13 protein-coding genes are annotated in these 17,823 nt (G+C 46.2%); 4 read left to right on the forward strand and 9 right to left on the reverse strand.

Annotated features, from left to right (window positions below; translation table 11 throughout):
- Window positions 1–189: 189 nt before the first annotated feature.
- From A3K86_RS09855 to aspA, 4 genes are all read right to left on the reverse strand, one after another.
- Window positions 190–822 (reverse strand): response regulator transcription factor, encoded by a 633-nt coding sequence (locus tag A3K86_RS09855; RefSeq protein WP_068330733.1) that lies wholly within the window; start codon window positions 820–822, stop codon window positions 190–192.
- A gap of 164 nt (window positions 823–986) precedes the next feature.
- Window positions 987–1,898 (reverse strand): LysR family transcriptional regulator, encoded by a 912-nt coding sequence (locus tag A3K86_RS09860; protein WP_068330734.1) that lies wholly within the window; start codon window positions 1,896–1,898, stop codon window positions 987–989.
- Window positions 1,899–2,530: 632 nt separating this feature from the next.
- The gene (locus A3K86_RS09865) at window positions 2,531–3,838 is read right to left on the reverse strand and encodes an anaerobic C4-dicarboxylate transporter (RefSeq protein WP_068330735.1); all 1,308 of its coding nucleotides are present in this window, start codon (window positions 3,836–3,838) and stop codon (window positions 2,531–2,533) included.
- A gap of 133 nt (window positions 3,839–3,971) precedes the next feature.
- Window positions 3,972–5,432 carry an aspartate ammonia-lyase gene (aspA, locus tag A3K86_RS09870; RefSeq protein ID WP_068330736.1) on the reverse strand — a complete coding sequence of 487 codons (1,461 nt, stop codon included), beginning with the start codon at window positions 5,430–5,432 and terminating at the stop codon, window positions 3,972–3,974.
- A 436-nt stretch (window positions 5,433–5,868) separates the two neighbouring features.
- Here aspA and A3K86_RS09875 point away from each other — a divergent pair, with 436 nt between their 5' ends.
- Window positions 5,869–6,417: an FxsA family protein gene (locus tag A3K86_RS09875; protein ID WP_068330737.1), complete on the forward strand. Its 549-nt coding sequence runs from the start codon at window positions 5,869–5,871 to the stop codon at window positions 6,415–6,417.
- A gap of 121 nt (window positions 6,418–6,538) precedes the next feature.
- Here A3K86_RS09875 and A3K86_RS09880 read toward each other — a convergent pair whose 3' ends face one another.
- Window positions 6,539–7,897 carry an MATE family efflux transporter gene (locus tag A3K86_RS09880; protein ID WP_068330738.1) on the reverse strand — a complete coding sequence of 453 codons (1,359 nt, stop codon included), beginning with the start codon at window positions 7,895–7,897 and terminating at the stop codon, window positions 6,539–6,541.
- A 207-nt stretch (window positions 7,898–8,104) separates the two neighbouring features.
- Here A3K86_RS09880 and A3K86_RS09885 point away from each other — a divergent pair, with 207 nt between their 5' ends.
- From A3K86_RS09885 to A3K86_RS09895, 3 genes are all read left to right on the forward strand, one after another.
- Entirely contained in the window at window positions 8,105–8,395 is a 291-nt protein-coding gene (locus A3K86_RS09885; protein ID WP_068330739.1) for a co-chaperone GroES, read from the forward strand.
- A 69-nt stretch (window positions 8,396–8,464) separates the two neighbouring features.
- Window positions 8,465–10,111 (forward strand): chaperonin GroEL, encoded by a 1,647-nt coding sequence (gene groL / locus A3K86_RS09890; RefSeq protein WP_068330740.1) that lies wholly within the window; start codon window positions 8,465–8,467, stop codon window positions 10,109–10,111.
- Window positions 10,112–10,448: 337 nt separating this feature from the next.
- Window positions 10,449–11,522, forward strand: coding sequence for an SGNH/GDSL hydrolase family protein (locus tag A3K86_RS09895; RefSeq protein WP_068330741.1), 1,074 nt, complete (start codon window positions 10,449–10,451; stop codon window positions 11,520–11,522).
- A 926-nt stretch (window positions 11,523–12,448) separates the two neighbouring features.
- Here the strand turns inward: A3K86_RS09895 and rimK are convergent.
- The 4 genes from rimK to epmB form a co-directional block, all read right to left on the reverse strand.
- The gene (gene rimK, locus A3K86_RS09900; protein WP_068330742.1) at window positions 12,449–13,354 is read right to left on the reverse strand and encodes a 30S ribosomal protein S6--L-glutamate ligase; all 906 of its coding nucleotides are present in this window, start codon (window positions 13,352–13,354) and stop codon (window positions 12,449–12,451) included.
- A gap of 223 nt (window positions 13,355–13,577) precedes the next feature.
- Window positions 13,578–14,792, reverse strand: coding sequence for an alanine racemase (alr, locus tag A3K86_RS09910; protein WP_084406558.1), 1,215 nt, complete (start codon window positions 14,790–14,792; stop codon window positions 13,578–13,580).
- A gap of 41 nt (window positions 14,793–14,833) precedes the next feature.
- Window positions 14,834–16,462: a methyl-accepting chemotaxis protein gene (locus A3K86_RS09915; RefSeq protein WP_068330744.1), complete on the reverse strand. Its 1,629-nt coding sequence runs from the start codon at window positions 16,460–16,462 to the stop codon at window positions 14,834–14,836.
- Between the two features lie 314 nt (window positions 16,463–16,776).
- Window positions 16,777–17,799 (reverse strand): EF-P beta-lysylation protein EpmB, encoded by a 1,023-nt coding sequence (epmB, locus tag A3K86_RS09920; protein WP_068330745.1) that lies wholly within the window; start codon window positions 17,797–17,799, stop codon window positions 16,777–16,779.
- Between the last annotated feature and the right edge of the window lie 24 nt (window positions 17,800–17,823).

Here is a 17,823-nt window from a genome sequence, read left to right on the forward strand (position 1 = left end):
ATCGAGTAGTGAAAACGGGACAAGAAGGCTGTTTGGATAAATATAGCAGCATTTTTGCTGCTATATTTATGGCATAAACTGCTATTTTTGTAATTTAAGCTGATAGTCGAGTGGTGAGTTAACTAAGTCAGCCAGGTGTGATGTTTACTGATTTTCAGCATTGGTAAAGTGAAGTTGGGTTAGAAAACGTCACAGTTCCATTTGTTGTAGCAAAATTACGGCTTGAGTGCGGTTTTTTACCTCTAACTTGCGGAAAATTGCAGTCATATGGGCTTTGATTGTTGCTTCTGACACATTGAGGTCATAAGCGATTTGTTTATTGAGCAAACCATCTGACAGCATGCACAGCACCTTGTATTGTTGTGGTGTCAGGGCGGCAATTTTTTCTGCCAGATCAGACTGTTCATCATCGTCGCTGATCCCTTCAGGGAAAAACGGCTCCCCTTCTAATACTTGATTAAGGGCGGCGACTAAAGCGCGCATATCGCTTGATTTCGGAATAAAGCCAAATGCACCGTGACTACGTACTTGTTTGATCACAGTGTGCTCTTCACTGGCTGAAATGACCACGATAGGTAGGTCTGGGTGTTGGCTCCGCAGTTGGATCAAACCAGACATGCCATTGGCGCCGGGCATTTTGAGATCGAGCAATAACAGGTCAACGTCGTGCTCTTTGTCGAGTAGGGCGAGGAGCGAGCCTAAGCTGTCAGCTTCGAGTAGGTTTGCACCACTGAACGCCATGTGGACCGATTGGAACAAGGCATTGCGAAACAGCGGGTGATCATCGGCAATGACAATCGTGTAATGGGCGTCCGTATCCATCTATTGCTTCCTTTTCTTATACCAACCTAATCACAACGACTTGATCAGGTTGATATTACGCTAGCACCGCCATTTAGAGAGATCAATTTGTTAACACCTAAGATCGGAGCTTGATCAGACGCTAATTATGAAATGGGTAAGTAAGCACTCACGCATTGGTTAGCTTAGTCGTTTTTTGCCAGCGCATTTCTCATAAAATCAACGAATAAGCTGATATGCAGCGGTATGTATCCCATACGTTGATACAACATATAAATAGGGCGCGGTGGTGAATACCAATCAGGCATCAGGGTAACCAGTTGTTGCTCCTTGATAGCACTGGCGACCACATAGTTAGGTAAACAGGCGATACCTAAACCGTTGATGGCGGCTTGCATCACACTGTTGAGATCGGCAATTGCTATACGTACTGGCGAGTGCAGTCGTACTGTCTTGTTTGTATCTTTGCAAGTAAGTGCCCACTCAAACTCTGGCACACTGGCTAAGCGGGCATGCTGTTCTAGTTCGCTCGGTGAGCTAGGTGTACCGTGTTGTGATAAATACGATGGTGAGGCGACCAAAATGCGCTGTGACTCGCCAATAGCTGCGGCGGCAAAACTTGAATCTGGCTGCTGACCTACCCGAAAAGCGACATCGTATTGCTCTGGGCTGTAATCGTGTTGCTGGTTGGATAAATGGGTCAGCGACAAGGTGATCTCTGGGTATTGTGCCAGAAATTGATTAAACAGCGGCATCAGTTGGTAAGTCAGTAAGCCGACGGGGGCTGAGACACGTAACGCGCCGCGTGGGGTGTCGTGGCTACAGTCTTGAATTTCGCTGGTGGCTGCTTCTAGGCTCGCAATGAGCGGCTGGCAACGTTCGACATAGCTTTTGCCCAGCGGTGTTAGGGCGACATTACGGCTATCGCGGATCACCAATTGGCTACCTAAAGTATCTTCTAACCGTTGTAGACGACGGCTTAGCGTGGCAGGTGGAATAGCCAGTGAAGAAGCCGCCGCTCGAAAACTTCCGTGTTGCGCTATTGCAATCAGAGTACGGAGATCATCTAACTTCATACCATTTTTGGAACGCTGCATCACACTTTTACCTCTATCGTACCGGGAGCTGTCTGATTACTATTAGGGCTCAGGTTTTCCTGTCTTGAACCTGAGCTGTAGCAAAAACTGAGACATTGCGAATAAGCCACTTGGGATGGTGACTTGTTCGCATCGAACACAAGCGATGGGAATCCGTTTGTGTTCCGTCTTCGCCCTAGGATGGGGCGGAGACAATAATCTCCATTCTACCCTGTTTTCTCTCTCAATGACTTCCTCTTAAGCCGTTAAATTCGTAACGCTATTTTTCATTCTCTCTTTTTACTCATCTTGTTTCTTATTACTATTTATCGATAGTAAGTACCTGCTAACTTCTGGTTATCTAGCCTTGCCTGCTTGCTGTTTTCCCCTTTGTTTTTATATGGTTTTCATATGTTTTTTATGTGGTTTTCATAAGGGCTTGATACTGCCGTGATGCGATCTTGATAGGGTTTGTATGAGCTTTGAATGGCAGGCTAGGTAGCCCGTGTTTATTGCCACAAGCGTTGGTGGAAAGTGCAATCGTGGAGTGAAAAGACTGTCAGGTGTAGAGCGTCTCAACACGGCTTATGAAAAGAGATATAAAAAAGGCTGCCCGAAGGCAGCCTTATGACGTTGAGTGCTTGGTTAAGCGATTACAGCATCATACCGCCGAAAACGAAACCAAGAGCCACTGACGTTGAAATAGTTACCACACCAGGAATAAAGAATGGGTGGTTAAATACTAGGTTACCGATACGGGTAGAACCTGTGTCATCCATCTCAACCGCCGCTAGCAGCGTTGGGTAAGTCGGTAGTACGAATAGTGCACTTACCGCTGCGAAAGAAGCAATCGCTGTTAGTGGTGCTACGCCAATCGCTAGTGCTGCTGGCATTAGTGCTGTGGTGGTTGCACCTTGAGAGTAAAGCAGCATAGATGCAAGGAATAGAACGATAGCTAGCATCCATGGGTAATCTTGTAGTAGCGAGCCCGCCACTTCTTTGATGCCGTCAACGTGAGCGTTAACAAACGTTGAACCTAACCATGCTACACCCAGTACACACACACACGCTGTCATACCAGAGCGGAAAGTCGGTGCTGCTGCAATTTTCGATGCATCAATCTTAGTGAAGGTTACGATAGCCGCTGCTGCCGCTAGCATTACCGTCATGATCGCTTCGTTACGACCAAGTGCTGGGTTTTCAATCAGACCTACAGAGCTTGAGATTGCTGCTGCGTAGCATACTACAAATGCGATAGCCGCTAGGAAGATGTAAGTAGCTGTTTTTGCTGTTGGTAGAATTTCGCGTTTCTCACCTGATTTCAGCTTGATCATGCCTTTTTCAAGACGCTCTTGGTAAATCGGATCGTCTTTTAGCTCACAGCCAAGGAAGTTAGCAACGAATGCACCCACCATACACGCAAGGAAAGTGGTTGGGATACAAATAGCCAGTAGGGTTAGGTAATCCACGCCTAGTGGCTCTAGGATGCCTGAGAAGAACACAACTGCCGCTGAAATTGGCGATGCTGTGATAGCGATTTGTGATGCTACAACCGCGATAGAAAGAGGACGAGAAGGGCGTACGCCTTGCTCTTTAGCCACTTCTGCAATAACTGGTAGAGTTGAGAATGCAGTGTGACCTGTACCCGCCATCAGTGTCATTAGGTATGTCACGATAGGCGCGTAGAAAGTAATGTGTTTAGGGTTTTTGCGAAGGAAGTTTTCCGCAATTTCCACTAGCCAGTCCATACCACCTGCAACCTGCATGGCTGCGATTGCGGTAATTACTGACATGATGATAAGGATTACATCAACCGGGATAAAAGACTGGCTGGTTGGTACACCAAGTAACAGTGACAACACAATAACACCAGCACCACCAGCTAAACCGATACCAATACCGCCGATACGCGCTCCGAGGTAAATGAACGCGAGAACGACAAAGAGTTCTACTCCAATCATGGGATTTTTCCTGTCTAAAAGTTAATCAAATGAAAATAAAAAAATAAAAATAAAAGAAGGGAATCTGTAGCAAAGAAGGGCGGACACTCGTCCTGAATATCCGCCAAATTTTATCGTGCGAGGCTTGTTACGATTAGTTGTAACGTTTCGCTTTGTATTCTGGGTGCATCAAGTTTTGAACTGAGAAGATGTCGTCTAGTTGTTCTTCAGTTAGAAGACCACGCTCTAGAACAACTTCGCGTACGCTCTTACCAGTTTCAGCACAAATCTTACCTACGATGTCACCTTCGTGGTGGCCAATGAATGGGTTTAGGTAAGTTACGATACCGATAGAGTTGAACACGAAGTTTTCACATACTTCTTTGTTCACAGTGATACCAGAAATACACTTGTCAGTTAGGTTGATAGCGGCATTTTTGATTAGGTCGATTGACTCAAATAGAGCTTGACCAATCACTGGCTCCATTACGTTCAACTGAAGCTGACCTGCTTCTGCTGCGAATGTTAGCGTCGTGTCGTTACCAATTACTTTGAAACACACTTGGTTAACCACTTCTGGGATTACTGGGTTAACTTTTGCTGGCATGATTGAAGAACCAGCTTGCATTTCAGGTAGGTTTAGTTCGTTTAGACCAGCACGTGGGCCTGAAGATAGTAGACGTAGGTCGTTACAGATCTTAGACAGTTTCACAGCAGTACGCTTAAGTGCACCGTGAACCATTACGTAAGCGCCACAGTCAGAAGTTGCTTCGATTAGGTCTTCTGCTGGTGTGCATGGTAGGCCAGTGATTTCAGCTAGACGCTGAACTGATAGCTCTTGGTAACCTGTTGCTGCGTTTAGACCAGTACCGATCGCTGTTGCACCTAGGTTAACTTCAAGAAGAAGTTGTGCTGTGTGCTTAAGGTTTTTGATTTCTTCTTTGATAAGAACGCCGAACGCGTGGAATTCTTGACCTACAGTCATAGGTACAGCGTCTTGAAGCTGGGTACGGCCCATTTTTAGAACGCTAGCGAATTCTTTGTCTTTCGCATCGAAAGCACCTTTTAGGTACTCAAGTGCTTCCAGCATGTTGATGATGCTGTTGTAAACCGCGATACGGAAGCCTGTTGGGTAAGCACAGTTAGTAGATTGAGACTTGTTTACGTGATCGTTAGGGTTAACGATGTCGTATTCGCCTTTCTCTTTACCCATTAGTTCTAGTGCAAGGTTAGCAACTACTTCGTTAGCATTCATGTTAACAGAAGTACCAGCACCGCCTTGGTATACATCTGATGGGAATTGATCCATGCACTTGCCTGTTTCTAGGATCACATCACATGCTTTAATAATGTAGTCGCCTACTTCAGAAGGAATAGCGCCAAGTTCTTTGTTCGCCATTGCAGCAGCTTTCTTAGTGAAAACCATACCGCGAACAAACTCTGGTACATCTGAAATAGTGGTTTTTGAAATGTTGAAGTTCTCAACAGCGCGAAGAGTGTGAATGCCCCAGTAAGCGTCAGCTGGAACGTGACGTTCACCAAGTAGATCTTCTTCAATGCGGGTTGCAACATTAACTGCTGCTTCGTTTTTTTCTAGATCAATCATCTGAGACATAAATGTAGCCTTTTGGGGAATCTGCTAAAAAATTCAAATGTTTAGCCAGTTCTGAGCTCAGAGTCCATTCCGCAGAAGTGTTGGCTAGATGATCGTACCTGACACCTTAGTTGAGGCTGATAATACTCCCCTTTAGGGGTAAAAACATAACCCAGATCACTTTTTTGGATGGGCTATTTTTATTTGCACAAAAACGAGATCTCACTCACATTCGCTGTTAAAAATAGACAGGTTCATTGAGCTAAAAAATGTCTAATTATTATAAAATGTGAAAGGTTTGTTTATGTGCATCTGTAATATTGCCGACGCCATCTAAACACAGACAATTGAAAAATGCGACAATAGCCGCATAGTTTATAGAGTTGCTAATTATTCACGCTGTCATGCGCAATTATTGCAGGGCAGTTTCATCACAGACCACCACAAGAGGTAAGTCGTGTTTCCTATTTTAATGTTTCTTTTTATTGTCGTACCGATTGTCGAGATCGCGCTGTTTGTTCAAGTGGGTGGCGTGCTCGGAATGTGGCCGACAATTGGCTTAGTGTTAGTAACCGCTATCGTGGGCGCTTCACTGGTGCGTAGCCAAGGTATTGCGACCCTGCTATCGGTACAAAGCCGCTTACAGCAAGGCGAACTGCCCGCTCAGCAGATTGTTGAGGGCGTTATGTTAGCCGTTGCAGGTGTGCTGCTGTTAACCCCTGGTTTTATGACGGATATCTTAGGTATGGCGGTATTATTGCCAGCCCCACGTGCATATTTAGCCAAACAGTTGATGAGCCGAGTGAAGGTACAAAGCATGGGCTCAGGTGCTGGTTTTAGCGGTTCGTTCGGTGGTGGACAAGGTTTTCAGCAACATCAACAAGGTCCATTCGATCAGCAAGATCCGTTTAGTCGTAGCCGTAATGAATCCGGTGATGTGTTCGACGGTGAGTTTGAACGAAAGGATGAAAACAAAAAAGACGACGATTCTCCGCGTCTTCATTAATATTCTTTCACCGAAAATTTGTTTCAACATATGAATAGAAAAAGCAGCCCAAGGCTGCTTTTTTTGTCGCTGTTTTTAGGCGAGATGAGTACTGTGGCTAACGCAATTTAGCCTGTGGGGATCAAGCGCTGATCACCAACTGTTGTCGGCGCAGGCGAATGGCATACAAGTAAGCGCCAATGCCACTGAAGATGTTGGCGATCGCAATACCAATAAATAGCCCTTCAGTGCCATTAAGTTGGCTACCCAGCCATGCGGCAGGTAACAAGAACGCAAATAGGCGTAACAAGTTCCAAATTAGAGCTTTCATCGACTGATGCATCGCATTGAGTCCGCTGATCAACAACATACATACTGCCTGTAAGCCGTAGCTAAAGGGCACCACAATCAGGTAATGCCACAGCAAATTTTGTACTTCAACATCTTGGCTAAATAGGGCTGACAACGGCCAACTCAGTGGCACCATCATCACAAACACCAGCAATTGGAACACAATCGCAAACCGCATCGCCAAGAACAGCGCCGAGAAAGCGCGGTTGGGGTTATTGGCACCTAAGTTTTGCGCCATGAATGGCATTAACGCCGAGCCAAGCGACATCATCACAATGATCAAAATCGATTCGATCCGCATGGCTGCACCATAAGCGGCGACCGATGTGGTGCCTTGGGCTGCCAAGATGGTCATCATTAATGCCCCCGATAACGGGGTTAAGGCATTGGATAAGCCAGCAGGGGTGCCAACTTGCAGTACTTGTCGCCAATCCTGCATTAGTTTCGTCACTTCAGGCCAGGCTAGAAGTTTTTCTCGTGCAATTAAGACGTATAACGAGCCGATCAAAGCCACGCCCCAGCTCATGCCACTGGCGATGGCGGCACCTTGCACGCCTAATTCAGGAAATGGACCCAAACCGAAGATCAATAAAGGATCTAAGATCCCGTTGATCAACCCGGCTAGCATCATGATCTTGGCGGGGGTTTTGGTATCGCCAGTGGCTCGAATGGCGCTATTACCTGCCATTGGGATCACCAATAGTGGAATGGCGATATACCACACCGTCATGTATTGCTCGATGATAGGTAGCAGTGCTTGCGATGCGCCTAATAAGCTAAATAGTGGTTCTATCGTAAAGAGTCCGGCGACGGATGCCGTAAGCATCAAAAGTACCGCCAGCAGTAGCCCGTGACTGGAAAAGCGTGCCGCTGACGCCATATCCCCTTTACCGAGTAAGCGCCCAATCGAAGTCGACAGCCCCACGCCGACCCCCATGGTGATGCAGTTCATCGCAAAGGTGACAGGAAAGGTGAAGCTGACCGCTGCTAAGGCTTCGGTGCCGAGCAGTGAAATAAAGAAAGTATCGACCAGATTAAACATCAGGATCGCGACCATGCCGAAAATCATAGGTACGGTTAAACGGCGTAAAACGTCATCGATCGGGGCAGTGAGGATCCCGTGTTTATCGGGCTTTTTTGGTAACGTCATAAGAGTCTCGAAAGCAAGATGCTCGCTCACCCTAAAGCAAAGAATGTGACGGGGCAAAAGTTCTCGAAGAAATTTTGCAAATATTTCCCTTGAAAGGCTTGGGATCAGAAAAAAAGACCCAACATGCTATTTATCTAAAGAGTAAGCGCCTTTATATTCTTACTCACTTAATTCTATTGATATTACCAAAATCAGGAGAGACGACCGATGAATATTCGTCCATTACATGACCGAGTTATCGTTGAACGCCAAGAAGTTGAATCTAAGTCTGCGGGTGGCATCGTTCTAACTGGCTCTGCTGCTGAAAAATCAACACGCGGTGTGATCCTTGCTGTGGGCAAAGGCCGCATTCTTGAAAACGGTACAGTTCAACCACTGGACGTGAAAGTTGGTGATACTGTGATCTTCGCTGAAGGCTACGGCACTAAGACTGAAAAGATCGACGGTAAAGAAGTTCTGATCATGTCTGAAAACGACATCATGGCTATTGTCGAGTAAAAGCAATCGTTGAGTAATTCACTCTGAATCACAACGACAAAGAAAATCGAATTTAGAAAGGAAAAAAAGATGGCTGCTAAAGACGTAAAATTTGGTAATGATGCACGCGTAAAAATGCTAGAAGGTGTTAACGTTCTAGCTGACGCAGTAAAAGTAACACTGGGCCCTAAAGGCCGTAACGTGGTACTAGACAAATCTTTCGGTGCACCAACTATCACTAAAGATGGTGTATCTGTAGCGCGCGAAATCGAACTTGAAGACAAGTTCCAAAACATGGGCGCGCAAATGGTTAAAGAAGTTGCGTCTCAAGCAAACGACGCAGCGGGTGACGGTACAACAACGGCGACTGTGCTTGCACAAGCTATCGTAAACGAAGGTCTAAAAGCGGTTGCTGCTGGCATGAACCCAATGGATCTTAAGCGCGGTATCGACAAAGCTGTTGTTGCTGCAGTTGAAGAGCTAAAAACGCTTTCTGTACCATGTGCTGACACTAAAGCTATCGCACAAGTAGGTACTATCTCTGCGAACTCTGACTCAAGCGTAGGTAACATCATTGCTGAAGCAATGGAAAAAGTTGGCCGCGACGGTGTTATCACTGTTGAAGAAGGTCAAGCGCTACAAGACGAGCTAGACGTTGTTGAAGGTATGCAGTTTGACCGTGGTTACCTGTCTCCTTACTTCATCAACAACCAAGAAGCGGGCAGCGTTGATCTAGAAAACCCATTCATCCTGCTTGTTGATAAGAAAGTATCAAACATTCGCGAACTACTGCCTACGCTAGAAGCAGTGGCTAAAGCATCTCGTCCACTGCTAATCGTTGCAGAAGACGTAGAAGGTGAAGCACTGGCAACACTAGTTGTGAACAACATGCGCGGTATCGTGAAAGTGGCAGCGGTTAAAGCGCCTGGTTTCGGTGACCGTCGTAAAGCGATGCTACAAGACATCGCCGTTCTAACTGCGGGTACTGTGATTTCTGAAGAAGTAGGTCTAGAGCTTGAAAAAGTAACACTAGAAGATCTAGGTCAAGCGAAACGCATCACTATCACTAAAGAAGCAACAACTATCATCGACGGTGTTGGTGAAGAAGCGATGATCCAAGGTCGCGTTGCACAAATTCGTCAACAAATCGAAGAAGCAACTTCAGACTACGACAAAGAGAAACTACAAGAGCGCGTTGCTAAGCTAGCAGGCGGTGTTGCAGTGATCAAAGTTGGTGCAGCAACTGAAGTTGAAATGAAAGAGAAAAAAGATCGCGTAGAAGATGCACTACACGCAACTCGCGCAGCGGTTGAAGAAGGTGTTGTAGCTGGTGGTGGTGTTGCGCTTATCCGTGCTGCTTCTAAGATTGTTAACCTAGAAGGTGACAACGAAGAGCAAAACGTAGGTATCCGTGTTGCACTTCGTGCGATGGAAGCACCAATTCGTCAAATCACACGTAACGCAGGTGACGAAGAGTCAGTTGTTGCAAACAACGTGAAAGGCGGCGAAGGTAGCTACGGCTACAACGCAGCAACAGGCGAATACGGCGACATGATCGCAATGGGTATCCTAGACCCAACAAAAGTAACGCGTTCTGCACTTCAATTCGCAGCGTCTGTAGCGGGTCTGATGATCACAACAGAAGCAATGGTTACTGACCTACCAGCGAAAGACGCACCAGCAATGCCTGATATGGGTGGCATGGGCGGTATGGGTGGTATGGGCGGCATGATGTGATAGCCGACTATCTCTTTGCTGTATGACTCAATGACAGCGCTGAGCTAGACCACCTATGTGCGACATAGGTTAAAGAGCCGAGGGTTTATACCTCGGCTTTTTTACGCTTGTCGAAAATGATTAGCCTTGAAGATTAAGAATAACGTGTAAGCTCAAAAAGATTTGTAGCTTGGTAACTTATATATCCTCATTGCTGCTATCTCTCCCGTAAATCTTTCCATTCCTTTGTTCGTTATTTGATGTCTGTTTTGTATATGTGCTTGGTTGTTTATAAATTGATTTTATTAAACGGTTGTAAATAACCAGCAAGATTCTGATACCAAAATGAGGGATTCACATGTACAAGCTATTAGCATCGCTATGTTTACTGGTGGCGTCGAGTTGTGTTGCTGCGCATCTTGTGCCAGCCACGCACTATGCACTGCAATATGAAGGGCGTAGTGTGAAAGATTACGCTTCGGGTAAGGTTCAAATTAGTTGGCCGGGCACCAAACTCAAGACACGTTTTGTCGGACGCCAGCTTTCGGTGACGATGGCAGGTAAAGGTGATCATTTTGATGTGGTTATCGATGGTCAGTTGACGAATAAATTGATCACCCATGTTGGCAGCGGTGTTGAAACGTATCTGTTGTTTGACAGCGAGACTGAGCAAAATGTAGTGATTGAACTGGTCAAGCGAACTGAAAACTACGAAGCGATGAGCGAGCTAATTTCGATTGAGCATGACGGTTATCTCGAAGGTGTGTGGCGTGATCAGCCGCATATCTTATTTATTGGTGACTCAATCAGTGCTGGCTTTGGTAGTGAGTCGAACAAACGTGAATGCACGTGGGAAGAAGTCTACGCCACATCTAACGCTCGACTTGCATTTCCTTATCAAACTGGGCTTGCGCTTGATGCTAGTATTACGCAGATATCGTTTTCGGGCTTAGGGTTAATCCGCAACTGGAACGGAAATCAGCCATACCATGATTTGACCTATTATGCCGATAAGGCGAGTGCTGTGTTTGGTCAAAGCGCTGCATTTGAAGATACGGCGCCAGACTTAATTGTCATTGAAGTTGGCACTAACGACTTTAGCACTGATCCGCTGCCTCATGAGCCATGGCAAGATATCGACGAAGTGAAAGTGGATTGGGTTCATCGAATGGTATCGTTCGTTGAAGAGCTTAAATCTCGTTATGACGGCGTAAATGTTATTTTAATGCCACGTCCGGCATACCCATATGACTACATTATTCCAGCGACTAATGACGCTATCGCGATATTAACGGCTAAAGGGCTGGAGGGCGTGTATAGCCATGTGTTTGTGTCACCACTTGAAGGTTGTATCTGGCATCCGACAGTGCAAGAGCATAAAACCATTGCACATAAGCTGAGTGAGTACATTAAACAAAACAACTTACTATAACTACTTGATTATTAACCGTCTTCAAACTGGGTAGAATGCTACCCAGTTTTGTTTCTTGCTATCTCTTCTCTCATCCCTCCCCCCTTTTCTGTTTTACTGCTTTTAATTCGTCTCAATGGATCAACCTGTCATGCAATACCGTGTAATGAGTTTGTACCGAGTTCACTTGGGAAAAAGCCGAGAAAGCTGCACATGAAAAATAACAAATGAAAACAATAAGTTAAGCTAGAGGTGTTAGTTTCTGAAACTAGGGTGTTAAATTGCTCATCTTTTCGCTGTCTTTGCTGTGGAAAGCTGTACAGGGAAATGTATCCAAGCCGCTGTGTTGTTGAAGGTACAGTGAAAATGGTCAGAACAGGGCATTGTGAGCCAGTATATTGAGATAAGGTACTTTTCTTATTTGGGGTAGATTTAGAAGAGATGAATCAATGCCAATGGTTGTGCAGGGTTTATCGGGAAAAAAGCAAAGAAAGCTGCACGTAATATTAAATCAAATTAAAACAATAACTTAATGGCGGCTTTGTTGGCTTGATTATCTATGGTGAAACATGGTTATCTTTTTACTGTTCTTTGTGAGAAAAGCTGTACAGATTCCAAAGAAAGCCTTTCAATTGATCAGTAAATCGTTAGTGATAGGCCAAATATAGCTGCGATGAGTTTGTCGGGTAAAAAGCCTGAAAAGCTGCACATAAATAAATTGTTTAATATCAGTGGTTTAAGTGCGAGTGTAAGCGAAGGGTTAGAGGTGCTTTAAATGCTCACCTTTTCGCTGCTTTTGGTTGTTAAATCTGTACGGCTGTTATTGCGAAGCAATGTGTGAAGCTCGATAAAGAAAAAGCAGCTGTTAACAGCTGCTTTTGATTAAAGCGAATGAGACATTCGCAGAGAGGTTTTGTGGCTAAAAAAATCCGTTTAACCGTTATTGATCATTCTTGGTGCTGAAGTTGACGACGCTTCTTCGTCGCATTTTTTTCGATGTACTCGATAATCATGCCTGCGATGTCTTTACCTGTTGCCGCTTCAATGCCTTCTAGGCCCGGCGAGGAGTTCACTTCCATCACCAGTGGACCACGCTCAGAGCGCAGTAAGTCAACACCAGCCACACTCAGCCCCATCGCTTTTGCGGCCGCCACTGCGGTTTTACGCTCTTCTGGGGTAATGCGGATCAATGATGCACTACCGCCACGGTGAAGGTTAGAGCGGAACTCGCCTTCAGCAGCTTGGCGCTTCATAGAAGCAATCACTTTGTCACCAATGACGAAGCAGCGGATATCAGCACCACCGGCTTCTTTAATGTATTCCTGCACCATGATATTGGCTTTCAGGCCCATGAAAGCTTCAATTACGCTTTCCGCAGCCTTTTGAGTTTCAGCCAATACCACGCCGATCCCTTGGGTACCCTCTAATAGCTTGATCACTAGCGGAGCACCGCCAACCATTTTGATAAGGTCTGGCACATCGTCAGGTTTGCTGGCAAAGCCCGTAATTGGCATACCAATGCCTTTACGGCTCAATAGCTGTAGCGAGCGTAGTTTGTCGCGAGAGCGAGAAATAGCGATAGAAGGGTTCACAGGGAACACATTCATCATTTCAAACTGACGCAATACCGAGCATCCATAAAACGTTATATCAGCACCAATGCGCGGAATAATGGCATCAAAACCGGTTAAATCATTGCCTTCAAAATGGATCGAGGGCTGCACCGAGTTAATGTTCATATAACAACGCAGGGCGTTGATGATCACCGCTTCGTGTCCGCGGGCTTCGCAAGCCTCACGAAGACGACGAGTTGAGTAGAGATTTTCGTTTTGGGAAAGAATGCCAATTTTCATTGCGTTACTCGCGACAAAAGGGAAATAAAAAACAGCAGGGAGAAGTTTGGCGAACTTCCTTTGGCCTTATTTGCCCACTGCTGAACGGACGGCGACTATGCGCTGAAATGGGAGGAAAATCGAGCGTTCTGGCGATGATATTTTTTTATCGTCACCATCAATGTTTTTACGGCAATAAAAAAGGCCAGCCGGAGGCTGACCTTGGAGATAAAAGGGGGATAACTTAGCGGTAAACGCGTGGGTTAGTTGCGCCCCAGATGGTGTAGTGTTCAGGCAAGATGCGACCGCTCTTGTCTTCAGTTTCACCTGCTGTGATTTCTTCAGAACCTTGGTGACCAAAGATCACAACTTCGTCGTTCGCTTGCGCTGAAGGGATGTCAGTCACGTCTACCATGATGGTGTTCATTGACGCTTTACCTACGATGCGAGCACGTTGACCGTTGATCAGTACGTCTGCTTTGTTGCTTAGAGAGCGAGCGAAACCGTCAGAGTAACCGATAGGTAGGTTAGCTAGTACAGAGTCACGCTCTAGTACTGCTGTGCTACCGTAACCAATGGTGCTACCAGCAGGGAAATGGTGCAGCGATGCAACACGTGTTTTGAACGATACGATACGCTGGTAAGGTGGTTTAGCTGGTGCATCACCGTATAGCATGCCGCCTGGGCGAACCATGTCTAGGTGTGCTTCTGGAACGTTTAGCGTGATGTAAGAGTTTGCTACGTGTAGCGTGATGTCTTCGCGATCAAGATCAGCGCTGTCCATCAACCATTGAGTTTCAACTTTGAAACGCTCAACTTTACGTTTGATTTCTGCGATATCTTCGTTCGGGAAGTGCGTCATCATACCCACGATTTCTAGGTTTGGATCGCCAGCGATTTGTACGCCTTCAACTTGACCTGCGTAAGTTGTTAGATCCAGACCGTTACGACCCATACCTGAAGTGTTCAGTGCAAGGTGAACAGGGATAGTGGTGTGGTTCGCTGCAGCGATTTCGATGATTTGATCAGCTTGTGATTTAGTACCGATCAGTTCTTCGATGTCGAACTTCAGACCGCCTTCGATTTCGTTCTTGCTTGCTGCACGAACACGCATCACTTTACCTTGGTAACCTTGCTCGCGAACAACGCGTGCTTCTTCGTTACTTGTGATACCTACACAAGGAACTTGGTTAGCAATGATAGTTGGCATAAGACCAGCGATACCGTTGCCGTAAGCGTCAGCTTTCATGATGGCACAGATTTTTGTATCGCCTTTTAGATCCTGCTTAAGTAGCTGGATGTTGTTCGAGAATGCTTGGGTATCAATTTCTAGCCATGCGTTGCTTGATTGAATGCGTTCTTCACGTTCTTGGTTGTCGAAATCAACCAGTAGTGGTGCAGCGTGTGCCGCGGTTTGACCCATAAGTGCTAGCGCAACAAGGCTTAGTTTAAGTTTCAAAGGATATCTCCTGTTTTTATTGTGTGTCGTATGGGGTGAAGTTAAAGCGTAAAAAGCTGCACAACATCGCGAAGCGCAGAAGCTCTGCGCTTGAGCTCTTCAACCCCTTGTTGTGCGTCTTGAGTTGATAAACGGTTTTCGTCGGCACTCTTGCTCAGATTGGCGACGTTTGAAGACAGGTGTTCAGAGGCATAAGCTTGCTCTTTCACCGACTCGGTAATTTCTTCCATTCCCTCTGCGACTGTGTTGATTTCCGTACGGAAGCCGTTCAGAGATTGGTTAGCGGTATCGGCATGTTGCACACAGCTATCAACTTGGTTGACGGCTTGCTGCATGGTTTCCGTCGCGCCACTGGTGTCGTTTTGAATGGTGTTGATCATGGTGCCGATCTCAACGGTGGCTTTGGCGGTACGCTCAGACAGTTGACGTACTTCATCGGCGACTACCGCAAAACCACGGCCTTGTTCACCAGCACGCGCAGCTTCAATTGCCGCGTTCAATGCCAATAGGTTGGTTTGCTCAGCAATGCCTTTGATCACTTCAACAATCGAGTTGATTTCGCTGGCACGGCTATCAAGCTGTTCCAGTTGTGAAGCCACGACATTAGTTTCTTCTTGTACGCGCTGCATGCCAGAAACCGCGTTGTTGATTGCTCCAACCGTGTTTTGGGTGTGCTGTTCAAAGTGCGCCATTTTGGTGTTCGATAGTGAAACCACTTCAGTGATGCTTTGTGAGCTGGTTGCGAGCTCTTCAATCGCTGCGGCACTGCTACTCACATTTTCAGCTTGTTCTACTGAGCGTTTGGTAACGTCATCCACTACTTGGTCAAGCTGAGCGGTGATGGCTGCGACGCTTTCGGTTGATTGGTTTACTTCCAATAGACGCTCGCGCAGGGCAGCCATAAAGGTGTTGAACGCCGATGACATCATGCCAACTTCGTCTTGGCTGGTTACAGGCACACGTTGTGTTAGGTTCCAGTCACCGTTGGCAATGTTCATCAGTACGCGATTCAGTGCATTGATTGGTGCCACAATGCGTTCGGCGATCAAACGACCAGCCAGTAATGACAGCGCCAGAATGATGAAAGCTGTCAGGCAAATTTGCTTAAGTTCTTTATCAAGAAGAGCGTCAATGTCGCGCAGCGCGAGATCAACACCAATGACATAAAGTTCACCATTGGCAGTGTGGAATGGCACGAAAATCGAGCGGTAGCGACCAAACTCACCTTGGTATTCTTCGAATTGGATTTGTTGGGTACGGAACGCCTCGTTCAGCATGGCTGGCACGATATCGTATTCTTCTTGGAACCAGTTTTTGTAATAACCGTTGCGCGCTTCTTCGTTACTTTGATTGATGTAGGTGTAGTAAACGCGACCGTTACGCATCACCGTTGAGTAAGCCCAATCTAAGCCTGACTGTTGGGTAAACTCGGTTAGCTGGCGGCTCAGTTCATCGTAAAATTGTTTGCCGTTTTCAAGATCATTGTGGCGATCACGGCCAATGATTTGCTGGGTCGCGTATACCGCCGTTTTCAGCTCAGAGTCGATGCCGTCTAAGGTCGATGACTTGAGTGTCTGGTATGAAAAATACGAAAGTGAAAGTGTTATGAGTAAAGCCATGGTCGCAAATAGCGCCGCCAGCTTTGTTTTTAGCGTCCAATTGATATTCATCGTTATACTTTAAAGCTTCTTGTTTGTGTGATGCTGGTTCCATATGTTTGCGTATGAATGGAGCGACAAGAAGCTTGGGAAGATTAAATGGATGAGAGCAAAGAGGTGCTTTTCGCAGTATTTTTAAGCGATCGATAACAAGGGCAGATTTGTTTTGGGTCAGAAGTGACGCCAATTATAAAGATTGATATGCAAAACAATGATTGACGGCATTGATTGGCGTGCAGAGCGGTATGCAAAGAAGTTTAAGGTGGCAGTTTTTTAGGTGCCCAGATCTGTTAGGCACCTATTGTTTGGGGCTACATGTTGATGGGTTATTCGAGGTGAAGGTCGAGTGGCGTTTTGCTACTGCGCCCGCCAATTTCACGGGTTAGCTTAGGCACGAGGTAACCCGATACCTCTTTCATCACGCCAGCCATTAGCTGTTTGGCTTGGTTATCGTCCACCATAAAGTGAGCGGCACCTTGGACTTTATCGAGGACATGTAAGTAGTAAGGTTGAATACCCGCATCGAACAGCGCTTCGCTTAAATCAACCAGTGCAGTGACGCTATCGTTGACTCCTTTTAAGAGCACACCTTGGTTAAATAACGTCACGTTAGCGCGTTTGAGTTTTGCCATCGCCTCGCAAAGCGCTGGTGAAATCTCGTTAGCATGGTTGATATGGGTGATTAAGATGCACTGTAAGCGGCTTTCTGCCAAGGTTGCACACAGTTCATCGGTGATACGGTTTGGGATCACCACAGGTAAACGCGAGTGAATGCGCAGGCGTTTAATATGTGGGATTTGCTCGATCATTTGGATCAACCATGCCAGCTCATGATCTTTCGCCATTAAAGGATCACCGCCCGACAAAATCACTTCGTTGAGCTCTGGGTGAGCAGCAATGTAATCGATGCTAGTTTGCCACTGGCGTTTTCCGCCTTTGTTTTCATCGTACGGAAAGTGGCGACGGAAGCAGTAGCGACAGTTCACCGCACAGCCACCTTTCACTATCATCAATACGCGATTTTTATACTTGTGTAGCAAGCCTGGGGTCGCGTTGTTTTGCTCTTCAAGTGGGTCGAGACTGTAGCCGTCATGCACTTCAAACTCTTGCTCTAATGGCAGCACCTGACGCAATAGCGGATCATGAGGGTTGCCTATTTCCATTCTTTCGACAAAGCTCATAGGCACACGCTGTGCAAACAGTTTTTTGGCTGCTAACCCTTTTTGCCAAGGTTGTGGGTCGATTTGTAGGGTTTCAAGCAACAGAAACGGATCTGAAATCGCATTAGAGAGCTCTTTGAGCCAGTTTTGCTCAACAGTTGATGCGTTTCGGGTTATCATGTGCGGCATTAAATTCAACTCGAAGATGTTAAG

Origin of the sequence: Photobacterium jeanii (genome assembly GCF_001650345.1) — a bacterium.
Classification (GTDB): Bacteria; Pseudomonadota; Gammaproteobacteria; order Enterobacterales; family Vibrionaceae; genus Photobacterium; species Photobacterium jeanii.